Source organism: Pseudomonas sp. R3-57, from assembly GCF_051132065.1.
Taxonomy (GTDB): Bacteria; Pseudomonadota; Gammaproteobacteria; order Pseudomonadales; family Pseudomonadaceae; genus Aquipseudomonas.
Window position 1 is genome coordinate 2,831,083 of sequence record NZ_CP071655.1, and the last position, 14,307, is coordinate 2,845,389.

General features: G+C 56.8%; 14 protein-coding genes and 1 tRNA gene. 3 read left to right on the plus strand and 12 right to left on the minus strand.

What is annotated here, in order from left to right:
- Positions 1-11: 11 nt before the first annotated feature.
- The 6 genes from J3P93_RS12840 to J3P93_RS12865 form a co-directional block, all read right to left on the minus strand.
- Positions 12-827, minus strand: coding sequence for an alpha/beta fold hydrolase (locus tag J3P93_RS12840; RefSeq protein WP_434597932.1), 816 nt, complete (start codon positions 825-827; stop codon positions 12-14).
- Between the two features lie 282 nt (positions 828-1,109).
- Positions 1,110-2,423, minus strand: coding sequence for an ATP-binding protein (locus J3P93_RS12845; protein WP_434597934.1), 1,314 nt, complete (start codon positions 2,421-2,423; stop codon positions 1,110-1,112).
- A complete protein-coding gene (locus tag J3P93_RS12850) occupies positions 2,420-3,160 on the minus strand; it encodes a response regulator (protein ID WP_090283087.1) in 741 nt (246 codons plus the stop codon). The genes J3P93_RS12845 and J3P93_RS12850 overlap by 4 nt, the downstream gene beginning before the upstream one ends.
- Positions 3,161-4,315: 1,155 nt before the next feature.
- Complete coding sequence (locus J3P93_RS12855) at positions 4,316-5,029, minus strand: peptidoglycan recognition protein family protein (RefSeq protein WP_434597936.1); 714 nt, start codon at positions 5,027-5,029, stop codon at positions 4,316-4,318.
- A 14-nt stretch (positions 5,030-5,043) separates the two neighbouring features.
- Positions 5,044-5,577 (minus strand): PAAR domain-containing protein, encoded by a 534-nt coding sequence (locus J3P93_RS12860; protein ID WP_434597938.1) that lies wholly within the window; start codon positions 5,575-5,577, stop codon positions 5,044-5,046.
- A gap of 597 nt (positions 5,578-6,174) precedes the next feature.
- Positions 6,175-6,262, minus strand: a tRNA-Ser gene (locus J3P93_RS12865).
- Between the two features lie 122 nt (positions 6,263-6,384).
- Here J3P93_RS12865 and J3P93_RS12870 point away from each other — a divergent pair.
- The gene (locus J3P93_RS12870) at positions 6,385-7,056 is read left to right on the plus strand and encodes a Bax inhibitor-1/YccA family protein (protein WP_008006561.1); all 672 of its coding nucleotides are present in this window, start codon (positions 6,385-6,387) and stop codon (positions 7,054-7,056) included.
- A 67-nt stretch (positions 7,057-7,123) separates the two neighbouring features.
- Here the strand turns inward: J3P93_RS12870 and J3P93_RS12875 are convergent, their stop codons facing one another.
- Both J3P93_RS12875 and J3P93_RS12880 read right to left on the minus strand, forming a co-directional pair.
- Complete coding sequence (locus tag J3P93_RS12875; RefSeq protein ID WP_434597940.1) at positions 7,124-7,453, minus strand: YceK/YidQ family lipoprotein; 330 nt, start codon at positions 7,451-7,453, stop codon at positions 7,124-7,126.
- Between the two features lie 59 nt (positions 7,454-7,512).
- Complete coding sequence (locus tag J3P93_RS12880) at positions 7,513-7,950, minus strand: Lrp/AsnC family transcriptional regulator (RefSeq protein WP_434597942.1); 438 nt, start codon at positions 7,948-7,950, stop codon at positions 7,513-7,515.
- A 149-nt stretch (positions 7,951-8,099) separates the two neighbouring features.
- Here J3P93_RS12880 and J3P93_RS12885 point away from each other — a divergent pair, with 149 nt between their 5' ends.
- On the plus strand, positions 8,100-8,993 hold the full coding sequence (locus J3P93_RS12885; protein ID WP_434597945.1) for a DMT family transporter: 894 nt from the start codon (positions 8,100-8,102) through the stop codon (positions 8,991-8,993).
- Between the two features lie 2 nt (positions 8,994-8,995).
- Here the strand turns inward: J3P93_RS12885 and J3P93_RS12890 are convergent, their stop codons facing one another.
- From J3P93_RS12890 to J3P93_RS12905, 4 genes are all read right to left on the minus strand, one after another.
- Positions 8,996-10,036, minus strand: coding sequence for an FUSC family protein (locus J3P93_RS12890; protein WP_434598358.1), 1,041 nt, complete (start codon positions 10,034-10,036; stop codon positions 8,996-8,998).
- A 61-nt stretch (positions 10,037-10,097) separates the two neighbouring features.
- Positions 10,098-11,057 (minus strand): HlyD family secretion protein, encoded by a 960-nt coding sequence (locus tag J3P93_RS12895; protein WP_434597947.1) that lies wholly within the window; start codon positions 11,055-11,057, stop codon positions 10,098-10,100.
- A gap of 5 nt (positions 11,058-11,062) precedes the next feature.
- Positions 11,063-11,422 carry a DUF3302 domain-containing protein gene (locus tag J3P93_RS12900; RefSeq protein ID WP_434597949.1) on the minus strand — a complete coding sequence of 120 codons (360 nt, stop codon included), beginning with the start codon at positions 11,420-11,422 and terminating at the stop codon, positions 11,063-11,065.
- Between the two features lie 95 nt (positions 11,423-11,517).
- Positions 11,518-13,143, minus strand: coding sequence for an NADP-dependent glyceraldehyde-3-phosphate dehydrogenase (locus tag J3P93_RS12905; RefSeq protein ID WP_434597951.1), 1,626 nt, complete (start codon positions 13,141-13,143; stop codon positions 11,518-11,520).
- 410 nt (positions 13,144-13,553) lie between these two features.
- Between J3P93_RS12905 and J3P93_RS12910 the strand changes: the two genes are divergently transcribed.
- Positions 13,554-13,991 carry a hypothetical protein gene (locus tag J3P93_RS12910; RefSeq protein ID WP_434597953.1) on the plus strand — a complete coding sequence of 146 codons (438 nt, stop codon included), beginning with the start codon at positions 13,554-13,556 and terminating at the stop codon, positions 13,989-13,991.
- The last annotated feature ends 316 nt before the right edge of the window (positions 13,992-14,307 follow it).

The following is a 14,307-nucleotide window of genomic DNA, read 5'->3' on the forward strand; positions in this document are numbered from 1 at the left end:
GATCGCATCGTTTAGCGTGGTGATCCGCTGGCGCTGGCCTGGGCCGCTTCAATGATCAGCGCGGTGACTTTCTGCGGGTTGGACGTCATCACCACATGGGATGCGCCCTGGACCGTCACGGTCTTTTTCGAACCCGCGCGATCGGCCATGAACTTCAGCGCGGCCTCCGGAATGTTCTTGTCCGCCGAACCGTAGATGAACCACGATGGCAGCTTTTTCCACGCCGGTTCGCCAGACCCTTCCTTCAACGCAGCCTCGCTGATCGGCCGTTGTGTGGCGGCCATCAGTGCCGACTCGGCGGCGGGTACATCGGCAGCAAATTGTTGGCCGAATTTGTCCTGCTGAATGTAGAGATCTTTATTGCCGTCCTTCAGCCGCACCGGAGCGGCCAGGGTCGGACCGAGGGTACCTCCCGGATAGCGACCGGACAGCTCGATGGCGGTTTCGCCCTTGTCCGCGGCAAAGGCCGCGACATACACAAGCGCTTTGACTTTCGGGTTGTCGTGAACCGCGTTGGTGATCACCGAGCCACCGTAGGAATGGCCAACGAGGATTACCGGACCGGCCGTATGCTCGACAATATCGGCGACATAATCCGAGTCCTGCTTGACGCCACGCAATGGGTTGGCCGCGGCAACGACTGGATAGCCCTGTTTCAGCAACTGAGCGGCAACCCCATTCCAGCTGGACGATTCGGCGAACGCACCATGTACCAGAACGACTGTCGGCTTGGCAGCGCCGGGTTCAACGGCAGCCGCGCTATACGCAGAGGTCAGTGCCAATGCCGCGGTGATGGTGACAGCCAAAAGCGATTTGATATTGCGCATGATCATTCCTTTTTTCATTGGTTGGAGACGGCTGGAGAACACTTGGTTTTTCTGGCAATCGGAATGACTGCCGCTGAGAAATGCATTGTCGGGCTCGCCGTTCGGGGATCCGGTGGCGAGTCGATGGAGAGAATTCTTGCAGGGGCATGTGTACCGGCTATGTTGGATAACCGGCAGTTATGCGTTGTTTTGAGTATGTAGAGGCGCTGGATACAGTGGCTTACAAATGCCAGCCACTGTCTCCGGCCGATGCGGCCGCAATTGACGTGCAGCCCGCGCGGGCTAGGGATGGACGCCGATATCGAGGGTGACGCAGAGACCGCCACCGTCGCGGTTGCGCAACGTCAGTGAACCACCAATCGCGATGGCCAGTTGCTGAGCGATGGCCAGGCCCAGACCGGTGCCACCTGTGCTGCGGCTGCGTGAGTTTTCCACTCGATAGAACGGCTTGACCACGTCTGCCAGAACCTCTTCAGGAATCCCTTGGCCGCGGTCCAGCACACTGATCGAAACGCCGGTGCCTGCGTTTGTACTGACTTGCACTTCGGCGGTGCCAGCGTACTTCAGCGAGTTGTCCACCAGATTCACCAGAATACGGCGCAGGGCATGCGGTCTGGTTTCGATGACCGCGCCGTTCTTGCCGCTCAGGCTGACCTCTCGACCGGTGTCCTGGTAGTCACAAACCAGGCTGTCGAGAAAGGCGTCCAGACTGATGCGGCAACTGGCCTCGGTCGCGCCATGAACGCTGCGAGCATAGGCGACGCCCTCGCGCACCAGATGCTCGATTTCGTTAAGGTCGTTGCCCAGTTTGTCTTTCTCCGCCGAATCCTCCATGAACTCGGCGCGCAGCTTCATGCGCGTGATGGGCGTCTGCAGGTCATGGGAAATGGCCGCCAGCAATTGCATGCGCTCTTTGAGGTAAGCGGCGATCCGCGCCTGCATGCTGTTGAAGGCGCGGGCGGCATAGGCCACTTCGCGCGGGCCGCTTTCATCCAGATGCATGGGATGCGCGTTCGGATCAAGGTTCTCCACCGCCTCGGCCAGACGGCTGAGCGGGCGTATCGCGATTCGCACCGCAAGCCAGGTGCAGCCGATCATCAACACCAACTGAGCCAACAGGGCGAACGGCAACCAGGGCGACAACGGCCTGACAGAAGGGCGCACGTCGATGGTGACCGGGCTACCGTCAGACAGTCGCAGCTGCGCCTGAAAATGCGGGCGTGAGTCCGGGATTTCCACAAAGGTCAGCGCATAGTCACGGCCCAGGGCGACTTGCAGTGATTGCGCCGCAGTCCCGGCCAGATCATTCGAGGTCAGCGGACTGCCGGCATCATGCTCGCGCAGCAGAAAGTCGTAGTTGCGCCGCTGCAAGCGCTTGGTCCACGCCGGACGCTCAGCGGCAGGCAAACGGTCGAGGATGGCGATGGAGGTCGCGGTGTCGTGTTCGAAATTGCCCAGCATGGCCGTCTTGGTGCTTTCGTAGCGTTCGTAATACTGGGCGGCAAACATCAGCGACTGCGCGAGTATCAGGCCGACAAGGAACACCAGCCACAGCCGCGATGCCAGCGTGCGAGGCCATTGCAAGGCGAACTTCATGCTTGCTCCTCAAGCACTTCGACCGCATAGGTAAAGACGTAGCCTTCATTGCGCACGGTCTTCAAGTAGAGCGGTTCGCGCGCGTCATCGAGCAACCGCTGACGTACGCGGCTGACCAGCAAATCGATCGACCGGTCGAACATGTCCGCGTCACGGCCCTGCGTCAGGTTGAGCAATTGGTCACGGCTCAGTACCCGCTGCGGATGATCGAGAAACACCCGCAGCAGCCTGTATTCGGCGCCGCTCAGCGAGACGAGCGTGTCGTCTTCATCGAGCAGATGGCGCGCGGTGGTGTCGAGGCGCCAACGCCCGAACTTGAGTTTTCGGCCACTTTCACTGACCACAAAGTTGGGCGGCAGCATGCGCGTACGTCGCAGAACGGCATTGATACGTGCGAGCAGTTCGCGGGCAGCGAAAGGTTTGGCCAGGTAATCGTCGGCGCCCATTTCCAGACCAATGATGCGATCGGTCTCGTCGCTGCGCGCGGTCAACATCAGCACCGGCGTTGCCTTGTGCTTGCCGACGCGAAGTTCACGGCACAGCAGCAGTCCATCATCGCCCGGCATCATGATGTCGAGTACGATCAGATCCACCTTGTTGGTTTCCAGAAACGCCCGCATCTGACGGCCATCCGCAACCACGGTGGTGCGCAGACCGTTCTTGTTGAGGTAATTGCCAACCAGTTCCCTGATCTCGCGATCATCATCCACGATCAACACATGATCGACATGTTCCATTCCCTGCTCTCCAAAATGAGCGCAACGATTGCGCAGGCTGGCGATACCCGATTGCCCGTTGGAAGGGGCCTGTACGCGAACTGCACAAGTGCGGCGAGGCGCCAACGGCAACAACGGAGGTCGCGGATTTATAGCGGGCGTATTACGCCGTTAAACGCTGATGGCAGTCCAGTTTTTTAGGGGGCGGGGGCGGTTTCTTGTTTGAGCACGATCGGGTGCTGCTGCATGTTGAATATGAGTTGGCGGATCGGTAGTGCGGAATTTGGTTTGAAGAGAGGAGGAGGGGCGAAAATGTCGGTAAAGAGGTGGAAGCTATCCAGAGACACTGCGGGCAAACTGCGTATGCCAGAAACGACAAAGCCCTGAATAATCGGGCCTTTGTTGGTGCAGGATAGACCGCAATGGGTCGGAAGCGCTTATTGACGGACGTCTGGCTTTGGCCGATCTGTGCCATACGTGGGTGCAGAAAATGGCCAATAGAGCCATCCAATGATATCTATCAAACTAAGCCAATTAATTATTTTATTTCAATGCAGGTGCTGACATGAAACAACTTTAGCCGAAGATGTATAAGCAGTCGTCAATCTGTTCCAATTCTTGCTGTGTGTATGGGGCACTGCCACATTTTCGAATATCCTCCAACACTCCCCTGATAGGAACTGGCTGCGATGGGTCTTCAATCAACTCAATCAAGAGCTGATAATCAGGGGCTATCCCTTTAAGGTGTTTTTCTACTAGCGCTTTGAGTGCTATTCGAGCTTGCTGATCGGTTAGCATTTTTTTTCCGGCAAGATAGGCGCCCTTCGTCGTATCGGTAACAGTCGCCAGATGCGTTTCAGAGACATCTACGATGTACAGGCACGACCTACGGTTACCTTTGTTTGCATTTCTCAAGCTCGCTCTGACTTTTCAATGTCGTATCCAGACCAAGTCGATACTTGCAATAATCACTAACCAGGCTTCGCTCCGCCTCGCTTAGCTCGCTCAATTTTTTATCATCTGATTCGTACGCAAAAATATTTTCAAATTCTATCTGAAATGTGGGACTCTTCTTAATAAAGAATACTTTTTCCGGATAGGCGTCCTCCATCTTTTCGTAAAAACCTATATAAAGCATGGCGACAATCGTGGTTGATAATATGATTAGAAACGATTTCATGATGAAGGCGGTCGCAAAAGTTTTGTTTTAATCCGAAGGTTTTTAACAAGCTCCATGCCAATATTACCAGGGCAAATTTTTCCTTCGCCGGCTTGCATGGGGAATTCACGGTGCCCACCTAACGTTGTCACCCTGAAAACGCTGGTCAGGGCGTGAACCAAGGTCAGTAGGGTATCAATTTGTATGGCAGGAATTTTCTGGTCCATGTTGCCGTTGATGCTTTCGAGGGCTTGCCGAGCAAAAGCGACCACATCGTCACCCTCTTCGGCGGTTGTCAGGTTTTCTAGCAAAACGATACCAATCACACCTGTGTTGTAGTTATGTACGCTTGACCCCTTGAATCGGATGTCACGTCCTTCAAAGACTTTACCCGTACAATCGATGCCATAGTGATAGCCGATATCATCAAACTTCGCCTGATGCTCACTCTGAATCGCGCGCATTTGTCCTGCGCCAGCACCGCAGCCTACACTTCGTCCTGCGTGGTGAAGGGCGATCATAGAGTAGTCCCAATCATCCACCATTTCACCTTTTGTTTTATGCGCTCCCCACGATGATCGCTCTGCGAATTCGCACTTGTTTTTGCTGAGTAGTCTGATGATCGCTTCTCTAGTGGCAGCTCTATCGTTGAGAGTGATAATCGTGGGAGCAACTGGCACACCGGGTTTGGCTTCAGTCGCTTTTGACTCTGTAGTAAATTGTTCTGCCATTCTGTATCAGTCCGTTAGTTCGTTAGTTCGTTAAGCGTCCGAGCTGGAGAAGTGAAATCAATGCTCATGGAAATATTGGCATCTTTGACTGGAGTCTTGATCTTCGCTATTCCAGCGCTGTCGGTAACACCTGTGATCTTTTGACCATTGACCGTGGCAATGAAACTTCTTCCGACTAGAGGTTGACCAGTCTCGCTATCAACGATGCTGAAGGTATGCCCATAGATTTTCTGAAGTAAAAGCGGGAGTGGAGGCATGAACGGTGCAGGAGTATGGGAGTCGCCGATGATCACCGTACCCGAGCCACCGATAACTACGTCGCCGTGTGTGCCCACGGTTCCCACCAGAGCGGCATTCTTGCCATTGATGAACACCGTCGCAGACACTGCCGAGTCCAAAGCGCTGCCGCAGGTGCAAGTGTCGCCTTTCGTCGCAGCTGCGAGGCCGTCGAAAAAAACATCGGGAGATCCGGACGCAATGGTTTTGGGCCCGTGCCCAGGCATAGGGCAACTGGTGGGGTCAGTTATGCGTGTAGCTGGCTTTGCCATGTATGACTTCCTGTCTACGATTTTTCCAAAGTCGACTGTATCAGAGTTGCGTCGAACAGTGGCTCAAGGCATCGCTCTGGTTGGCATATTGGCAACCGCTTTGAATTGCCTCTGGTTAGGCAGACGTCGCTGAGCGTCAGCTTTTGGCCGATTGCTGCCTGTCGCAGAAAGGTAGTATCAGTTCGTCGATTGAATAACGGCATCGATAGCTGGGCCGTTGAAAGTCAGGGACCTGAAACCTGGGTCTAGAGCAGAAACCCCCAAACATCCTGACCTGGAAGTACATAAACACAAAAAAGGTGACTGACCTTAAAAGCAGTGAGAGAGGGGAGTCACGTTGGTTAGCCCGCTTCTGGTCGATTACGGCCCTTCGTGACCGGCAGCTACTGGCCCGAAGCTGCCCAATGACCGCAGTCAATGCAATCAGCGCGATCTGCTTGGTGTGATTTGACTAGCGTGAACGTAACGGTGTCAGGAAGGCAGGGCTGCGGGAATGGCCGAAAAGATGCGGAAATGATTCAGAGAGCGATAACTCCAGATCTCGCACCCCAGAAACGACAAAGCCCTAAATAATCAGGGCTTTGTCGGTACAGAATATGGCGGAGGCGATGGGATTCGAACTCATGGACCTGTTACAGTCGACGGTTTTCAAGACCGTTGCCTTAAACCACTCGGCCACACCTCCGTTGCGTTGCGGGCGCCATAATACCTGAATGAAACACACTGTCAAACTCTCTGCATGGCTTGTTACAGAGCGTCTGTTATGATCTTTGCGACTGAACGTTTCAAACCAACAGGAGTGTCGCCATGCGCGAACAGGATTACGCAGTTAATAACAGCGTGCAGGCTGAGCAGCTAGAGGTTAGCCGCGTCCTGCGCAACACTTACGGCCTACTGGCGCTCACCCTCGCATTCAGCGGCGTGATGGCTTTTGTCGCGCAGCAGATGCGAGTCGGCTACCCGAATATCTTCGTGGTGCTGATCGGCTTCTACGGGCTGTTCTTCCTCACCAACAAACTCCGTGACTCCGCGTGGGGCCTGGTGTCGGCCTTCGCGTTGACCGGTTTCATGGGTTTCCTGCTCGGCCCGATCCTCAACCGCTACCTCGGCATGCAGGGCGGCGCTGAAGTGGTCAGCTCGGCGTTCGCGATGACCGCGCTGGTGTTCGGTGGTCTGTCCGCGTACGTGCTGATCACCCGCAAGGACATGAGCTTCCTCGGTGGCTTCATCACTGCCGGTTTCTTCGTGTTGCTGGGTGCCACGCTGGCGAGCTTCTTCTTCCAGATCAGCGGCCTGCAACTGGCGATCAGCGCAGGTTTCGTGCTGTTCTCGTCGGTGTGCATCCTGTTCCAGACCAGCGCCATCATCCACGGCGGCGAGCGCAACTACATCATGGCCACCATCAGCCTGTATGTATCGATCTACAACCTGTTCGTCAGCCTGCTGCAACTGTTCGGCATCATGAGCCGCGACGACTGATAGCAATGATGTAATAACGAAAAACCCGCTTCGGCGGGTTTTTTGTTGGCTGCGGGAAAGTGCCGGCTCAGTTGATGACGATGCTGCCATCCACTTGCTGGCGATAGATCGTGTAAGGCAGCAACAGGGTATCCAGCGCGCCGGAGACCACGGCGTCCACCAGTACCACCGGAATGGCCGCGTTACGGTGCTCATCAGGGTCAATGCCCGCGGCCAGGGGAGCGTTGAGCGTGCAGAAGTCATAGGCGAGGCCGCTGTAGATTCTCGGCACTGCGCCGCAATAACTTTTTTGTTCCTTAAGCCCGTCCACGGCAGCCTGATCGTTACGTGCCACCGTCTGAATCGTGCCGCAACCGCCGAGCAGTATGGCTGCCAGCAGCATTGCCTGAATTTTCATAGCGCCAGTCCTTAGCCGCGAAAAAATCACAATCTACGCCGAACAACGGCAGAAAGCATCTAGGCCATCGGCGGCAAGCGGCGCTTGACCGGGGTTTTCTTGACGATCGCCGTGTTGGTTTCCGCCAGGGTATTGAGCCGGTCGAGGAGGGTGTCCAGCTGTTCCATCGAACGCACATGCAAGCGCGCAATAAAGCAGTCTTCGCCGGTCACCTTGTCGCACTCGGTGAATTCAGGGATCGAGAGGATCTGCCGCTCCACCTCCTGCAACTGCCCCGGCAGCGGCCGCACCCGGACGATCGCCTGCAATTGATAGCCAAAATGCTTCGGGTCGATCTCGACGGTGTAGCCCTTGAGCACGCCGCGTTCTTCGAGGCGGCGCAAGCGCTCGGCGACGCTGGGCGAGGACAATCCGCTGATCTGCGCCAACGCCTTGAGCGAGCGGCGCGAGTCTTCCATCAAGGCAGCAATAAGGACCTGATCGATATCGTCAGTCATGGGCCAACTCCGCTATTAGGCCATTTCAACGAATGACCCTCGATAAAAAAGGCAGATCCGCAGTTTAGCCTGTCTTTTGCGCTGGAGCGGCGCCCGGCGCGCTTGGCATACTTTTGCCATGCTTTCGCCAACCCTTCGGGAGAATGAACATGGACACAACCTTGCGTCGCGGCTCGCTGGAAATGACCGCCGCCATGCTGATATCAGGCACCATCGGCTGGTTTGTATTGGTCTCCGGGCAACCGGTGCTCGACGTGGTGTTCTGGCGTTGCGTGTTCGGCGCCGGCACCTTGCTGTTGATCTGCGCAGCGTTCGGTTTCCTGCGCCCGGGCATTCTGACCCGCGGTACTTTCTTGCTCGCGGTGCTCAGTGGCGTGGCGATTGTCGGCAACTGGGTGCTGTTGTTTGCCTCTTACTCTCGTGCGTCGATCGCCATCGGCACCGCGGTGTACAACGTGCAGCCGTTCATGCTGGTCGGCTTGGCGGCGTTGTTTCTCGGCGAAAAGATCACCGTGCAAAAGCTGTGCTGGCTGGCGATTTCGTTCATGGGCATGCTGGCGATCGTCAGTGCCCACGGCACCCAAGGAGAGAGTGGCAGTGATTATCTGCTGGGCATCGCGTTGGCCTTGGGCGCGGCGTTGCTATATGCGATTGCCGCACTGATCATCAAGCGCCTGACCGGCACGCCGCCGCATCTGATCGCGCTGATTCAGGTGTGCACCGGGGTTCTGCTGCTGGCGCCGTTCGCGCATTTCAGCGCGTTGCCGCAAGCACCCGGCGCCTGGGCCAGTCTGGTGACGCTGGGCATCGTCCATACCGGTTTGATGTATGTGCTGCTGTACGGCGCGATTCAGAAGTTGCCAACCGCATTGACCGGCGCACTGTCGTTTATCTACCCGATTGCCGCGATCCTGGTTGACTGGTTCGCCTTTGGCCATCGCCTGGAAATCCTGCAATGGGTGGGCGTGGCGGCGATCCTGCTGGCCGCCGCCGGCATGCAGCAAGGCTGGGGGTTCAAAGCGCGGCGACTGGCCGCGCAGTAAACTCAGATGTTCCAGCGCGGGGCGGATTTCGCCAGGCGCTGGCGCATCTCGCCGATGTTGGCCGCCAGTTGCCGGGTCAACAAGCGATAACCGTCCAGTGCGCTGTAGACCGGCGCCTCGAGGTTGGCCTCCGGCAACTCCAGCGGCCTGTCGAGTCGACTCGTCGCGCCGCTTTTCAAGGCGCGGGCCATGCCGATCAGTTGCACGCGAATCTGCCGATGCTCGGCCTTCAGCGCTGATTGCAAATGCGCCATGGCCTCTGGATCGTTGGCATCCGGTCGGGTGTTGCCAAGGATTTCCAACGTACTGATGCACATGCGCAGGTTGCGCTGGATCGCATCGAGTTCGGTCATGGAAATCTTCACTTCCTTGGACACCGACGGCATCAGCGAGCGCAACTGCACCATCACTGCGCCGAGGCGGCTCATCAAACGCAAATGCTCGTCGGCACTGACTGGCTGGCCGCTGATGATGCGTCCGTACACCGTGGCGCAGTCGCGCAGCGCATCGGCGAGGTTGTAGCGCCACGAATACACCGCGTATAGCGGCAGGGCGAATGAAAAGGCCAGGGCAAGGGCAATGCCGATGAGAATATCGACGCCGCGCCACAAACCATCGGTGATCGGGTTGTCGCCATGCCCGGCAACGATGAACACGGTGATCGCCGAGAGCAGTGCGGTGTAGCCGCCCTTGCCGATGGCGTGATAGGAGAAAAATCCGCAGACCACGGCCATCGCAAAATAGGTCAGCCACGGCATCCCCAGCCAAGCGTGTTGCGCCACCAGCGCCAGGCCGACTGCCGCGCCGATCAGGGTGCCGGTGGCGCGCTCGGCGGCTTTCTTGCCGATATTGCCGTGGTGCTGCAAGCCGCCGATTACCACCAGCATGGTCACCGAGGCCCATTCGCCGTGGGGCAGGTTGATGCCCGTGGTCAGCAGAATCGTCGCCAGCAATCCGAGGGCCACGCGCACTGCGTGGATCAGGCGGGCGTGGCGATAACGGCGATACGGGTCGAGCAAGGGGCGCAAGACCCGGCGCAACAGGGGCGGAAGTCGATGGGTGCTGTAAGTACTCAGTGCAGGCCTCTCGTCATTTCGGTTCAGGTCAGTGGAACGGGAAAATGTAATTCATCCATGCTGCCATACGCAGGAGGATTTTGCGCATTGCACCGATATGGTGGAAGTGCTGACTGTACAACGCGGCCTGCCCGTAAGCGCCGCCCGGCATTTGTTTGCTGTATTGGGCGAAGGCCGGATCGGTGATCTCGATGATCACCGGCACCCGTCCGGCCGGTGGCGAACCGGTATAGCCGATCAGGGTGCCGGAAGGTTGCACCTGACCTTCGGCGATCACGCCGATGACATTTTTCACCCGACCGGCGAAGACCTTGCCGGGAACGCCGTCGAACGCCACTTCCGCCTCGTCGCCGACAGTCAGGCGCAGCAGACTGTTCTGGCGCATCCACGCGGCAAAGTACTGACCTTCCTCGGGAATGAACACCATCGACGGACGCAACGGCAACTTGCTCGCCATCATCCCGGGGCGTAACGAAACGTGGGTGACGAAGCCTTTGCTCGGCGCGCGGACGGTGGTGTTGTCCAGTTCGAATTGCGCGTTATCCAGTTGCGCCTGCAAATCATCGGTTCGAGCAATGGCGGCATCCAGTTCACGCTGGGTGCCGAAGTTGCGCCGGATCAGTTCGGTGATGCGATAGCGATCACCTTTGGCCGCGACCAATTGCGCTTTCAGCGATTTCACCCGGTTTTCAAACGGTGTGGGGTCGATGCGAAACAGCACATCGCCTTTTTCCAGCGGCTCGTTTCCCTTCACCGGCACGTCGATCACCTGGCCGCTGACGACTGGAATCACCGGCACTGAAACGAAGTAAGTGCGCGCCACCTCCGAGTACGGGTGGTTGTAGTTCATGGTGAAGATCAATGCGCCGATCAGCAGGATGCCGCCCAGCACGGCGGTGGGCACGGTCCATTTGTTCAACGGAATGCGAAAGATCTTGAACAGGGCGACGCAGAACGCGGCATAAGTGAGGATCAACAACAGGTCCATGAGCCTCAGCCCTCCCGGTTATGCGGGGCGGGCGCGGCAGTGGGCGTCAGCGCTTCAAGTCGCTCAAGGCGCCCTTGCAACTCGACCACTTGTTGTTCCAGACGCGTGACATGGTTTTGTACCGACTTGCCGTCACCAAAACCCCAGCCGCGATCTTCACGATAGGCCATCGCCCAGATCCACAAAAACGGCCAGAGCGCATGCAACGTGAACAGACTGACCCAGCCCGTGGCATGGATCGCATCCTGATGCGGGTGATTCCGGTGCACGGCGATTTCGTAGGGAATGTCGTGCAGGACGATGATCCCGTAGAACAGCACCAGCCCAACAAACACCAACACGCCTAACGCGAAGTAATCGAGCATGATCCAGTTCCCTGCATCCAGCACAGTGCTGGCATCAGTGTAGCCACTGATTGGCCTGACGCTCGCTGACCTGGATCAGGCCCGATGACCGTGGATCAGAAGATGTAGTCGGTGGTCAGGAAACTCGAGTCACGCCCGCGAATGATCTCGCTGATCAGATCTTTGTTGCTCTCCTGGAACTTGGTCGCCACCAGCGTACGGATCGAAAACACCCGCAACGCATCGTGAACCGACAGCGTGCCTTCGGCGGAATTCTTCCGTCCGTTGAACGGGTAGGTGTCCGGGCCGCGCTGGCACTGCGCGTTGAGGTTGATCCGCCCGACCTGGTTGGCAAACGTATCGACCAGCCGACCGACCGCCACCGGGTTGGTGCCGAAAATGCTCAGCTGCTGGCCGAAGTCCGATTCCAGCACATAGTCGATGACGGTATCGAGGTGACGGTACGGCACGATCGGCACCACCGGGCCGAACTGTTCTTCCTGATAGACGCGCATCTGCGGGTTCACCGGGTACAGCACTGCTGGGTAGAAGAATGACGCGCGGGCCTCGCCGCCCTGCGGGTTGACCACTTCGGCACCCTTGCTGCGCGCATCGGCGACCAGCCCGTGCAGATAATCAACCTTGCCCGACTCCGGCAGCGGCGTGAGCGCCACGCCACTGTCCCACGGCATGCCCGGTTTCAGCGTGGCCAGTTTTGCGTTGAATTTTTCGATGAAGCTGTCGACCACGTCTTCGTGGACGAAGAGAATTTTCAACGCGGTGCAACGTTGACCGTTGAACGACAGCGAGCCGGTGAGCGCTTCGCTGACCGCATTATCGAGATCGACTTCCGGCAGGACGATGCCGGGGTTCTTCGCGTCCAGACCCAGCGCGGCACGCAAGCGGTGCGGCTTGGGATGCAGTTTTTTCAGGTCGCTGGCGGCTTTGTTGGTGCCGATGAACGCAAAGATGTCGATCTTGCCGCTGGCCATCAGCGCGCTGACGGTTTCGCGGCCGCTGCCGTAGATCACGTTGATCACGCCGGTGGGGAAGCTGTCGCGGAAGGCTTCGAGCAACGGGCGGATCAGCAGCACGCCGAGCTTGGCCGGTTTGAACACCACGGTGTTGCCCATGATCAGCGCCGGAATCAGCGTGGTGAACGTTTCGTTCAGCGGATAGTTATAAGGGCCCATGCACAGGGCGACGCCGAGTGGCACGCGGCGGATCTGGCCAAGGGTGTCCTGTTCCAGCTCGAAACGGCTGGAGCGGCGGTCGAGTTCCTTGAGTGCATTGATGGTGTCGACGATGTAGTCACAGGTACGGTCGAACTCTTTCTCAGAGTCCTTGAGGTTCTTGCCGATTTCCCACATCAGCAGTTTCACCACGGCTTCGCGTTGTTCGCGCATGCGCCGCAGGAACGCTTCGACATGCTGGATGCGCTCGGCCACACGCATGGTTGGCCACAGACCCTGACCACGGTCGTAGGCGCGAACGGCAGCGTCGAGGGCGGTGAGGGCGGTTTCAGCGTCGAGCAGTGGCGTGCTGCCGAGAATCACTTGTTCGTCGCCGTTGGCGCCCTGCAGATAGATCGGGCTGCGCACTTGCGCGAGCGGGCCGTCCCAGCGACGCAATTCACCGTCGACGAGGTATTCGCGCTGCTCGACCTGAGCGTCGAGACGGTATTTTTCCGGGATGTCGCTGACAGAAGGGAAAAGATTGCCAAGGATGTTTGCTGTGGTCATGTCGCTACCCCGTGTTGATGTCTGCATGCAGCTCAAAAAGTCTGTACAGGTTATACGCCTGAATGCGCCGCCATTTAAACCCGCGAATGTCATGCGAATGTCACGCCGAGGTGCAGGGTAGAGGGGCAGCCACTTCCTGAGTGATTCGTTGGCGGTGCGGCATTCCAGCGCTATCGACACTTGGTCTGTCTATAGCTGACGACGCACGAATAATAATTTTATTGTAAGTGGCCTTACGCTTCGAGTTTAGCGATGCGGACTCTGGTTCTTAATATTGATGGATCATAAAATACTTGTTTTGTCTACTGTAAGGTCTGACAGTTGACAGTATGTGCGCGTGGATTCAACTATGTTACGCCAAAGTAATTTTTGGTACCGATTGAAAGGCAAATTCATTCAGGATGATTAAAATGACTACTGACGATGAAGTGACCAGCTCTAATGCAACTGGCTTGTTTAAGGTGAAAACCGACCTGCGCGGGATCATCAGACCCGATCATCTGATTTTCTCTGATTTGGATAGCGGGTTTACTGTTATCGTGGCTGAGGGTGTCGGTGGCACTATGGAGCCAAAAAAGCGTTTTGTCTTGACTTTTCCGAGAAAAGATTCGTATGTAACATCGGATGCAAGAGACTTGGTTGAAGTGAAGTATGATGACTGGAGCGATATGTATGATTTTCAATACAGTGTCGAGTCGGGTTCGGTAACCGTTTCTTATGAAGAATCGCCCAGAGCAACCATTGGTATGTTCAATCTGGTTATGAAGATAATCCCAGGGAATGTTCCTCCTGGGCCAGAAAGGCTGAAAATCAGCGGATTCTTTCTTTTGAATGAAAAACCAGCCTGATTTGAAATCACCAATAGGCGAGAAACGTAGACGAACTACATGTCGCTTTAATGGTGCTGTGCTGAGTAGTGACTGAGTTACAGCATGGCACTCGCGGGATTACCCGCTGAGTCGCCTATTTGTGACGTTTTACCCCTTATAAAATCTAGAAACCCGCATAATTCTCTCCGCTTGTTTCGGTGCCTAAGCTCGAATGCTGGCTGTGTTGCGGTTCCTGACTTCTATGGACCTGATGAAACATTTGGGGAATGCCTTTTTCCGTTTCTGATTATCTTTGTTGCAGTCACCAAGGAGCCAATGCGCTTTTTGGTCCGGA

What these genes read in the sequence shown, in the direction of transcription:
- J3P93_RS12840 (WP_434597932.1), bottom strand. Translation starts at nt 827, where the DNA reads ATGCGCAATATCAAATCGCTTTTGGCTGTCACCATCACCGCGGCATTG.
- J3P93_RS12845 (WP_434597934.1), bottom strand. Translation starts at nt 2,423, where the DNA reads ATGAAGTTCGCCTTGCAATGGCCTCGCACGCTGGCATCGCGGCTGTGG.
- J3P93_RS12850 (WP_090283087.1), bottom strand. Translation starts at nt 3,160, where the DNA reads ATGGAACATGTCGATCATGTGTTGATCGTGGATGATGATCGCGAGATC.
- J3P93_RS12855 (WP_434597936.1), bottom strand. Translation starts at nt 5,029, where the DNA reads ATGGCAGAACAATTTACTACAGAGTCAAAAGCGACTGAAGCCAAACCC.
- J3P93_RS12860 (WP_434597938.1), bottom strand. Translation starts at nt 5,577, where the DNA reads ATGGCAAAGCCAGCTACACGCATAACTGACCCCACCAGTTGCCCTATG.
- J3P93_RS12870 (WP_008006561.1), top strand. Translation starts at nt 6,385, where the DNA reads ATGCGCGAACAGGATTACGCAGTTAATAACAGCGTGCAGGCTGAGCAG.
- J3P93_RS12875 (WP_434597940.1), bottom strand. Translation starts at nt 7,453, where the DNA reads ATGAAAATTCAGGCAATGCTGCTGGCAGCCATACTGCTCGGCGGTTGC.
- J3P93_RS12880 (WP_434597942.1), bottom strand. Translation starts at nt 7,950, where the DNA reads ATGACTGACGATATCGATCAGGTCCTTATTGCTGCCTTGATGGAAGAC.
- J3P93_RS12885 (WP_434597945.1), top strand. Translation starts at nt 8,100, where the DNA reads ATGGACACAACCTTGCGTCGCGGCTCGCTGGAAATGACCGCCGCCATG.
- J3P93_RS12895 (WP_434597947.1), bottom strand. Translation starts at nt 11,057, where the DNA reads ATGGACCTGTTGTTGATCCTCACTTATGCCGCGTTCTGCGTCGCCCTG.
- J3P93_RS12900 (WP_434597949.1), bottom strand. Translation starts at nt 11,422, where the DNA reads ATGCTCGATTACTTCGCGTTAGGCGTGTTGGTGTTTGTTGGGCTGGTG.
- J3P93_RS12905 (WP_434597951.1), bottom strand. Translation starts at nt 13,143, where the DNA reads ATGACCACAGCAAACATCCTTGGCAATCTTTTCCCTTCTGTCAGCGAC.
- J3P93_RS12910 (WP_434597953.1), top strand. Translation starts at nt 13,554, where the DNA reads ATGACTACTGACGATGAAGTGACCAGCTCTAATGCAACTGGCTTGTTT.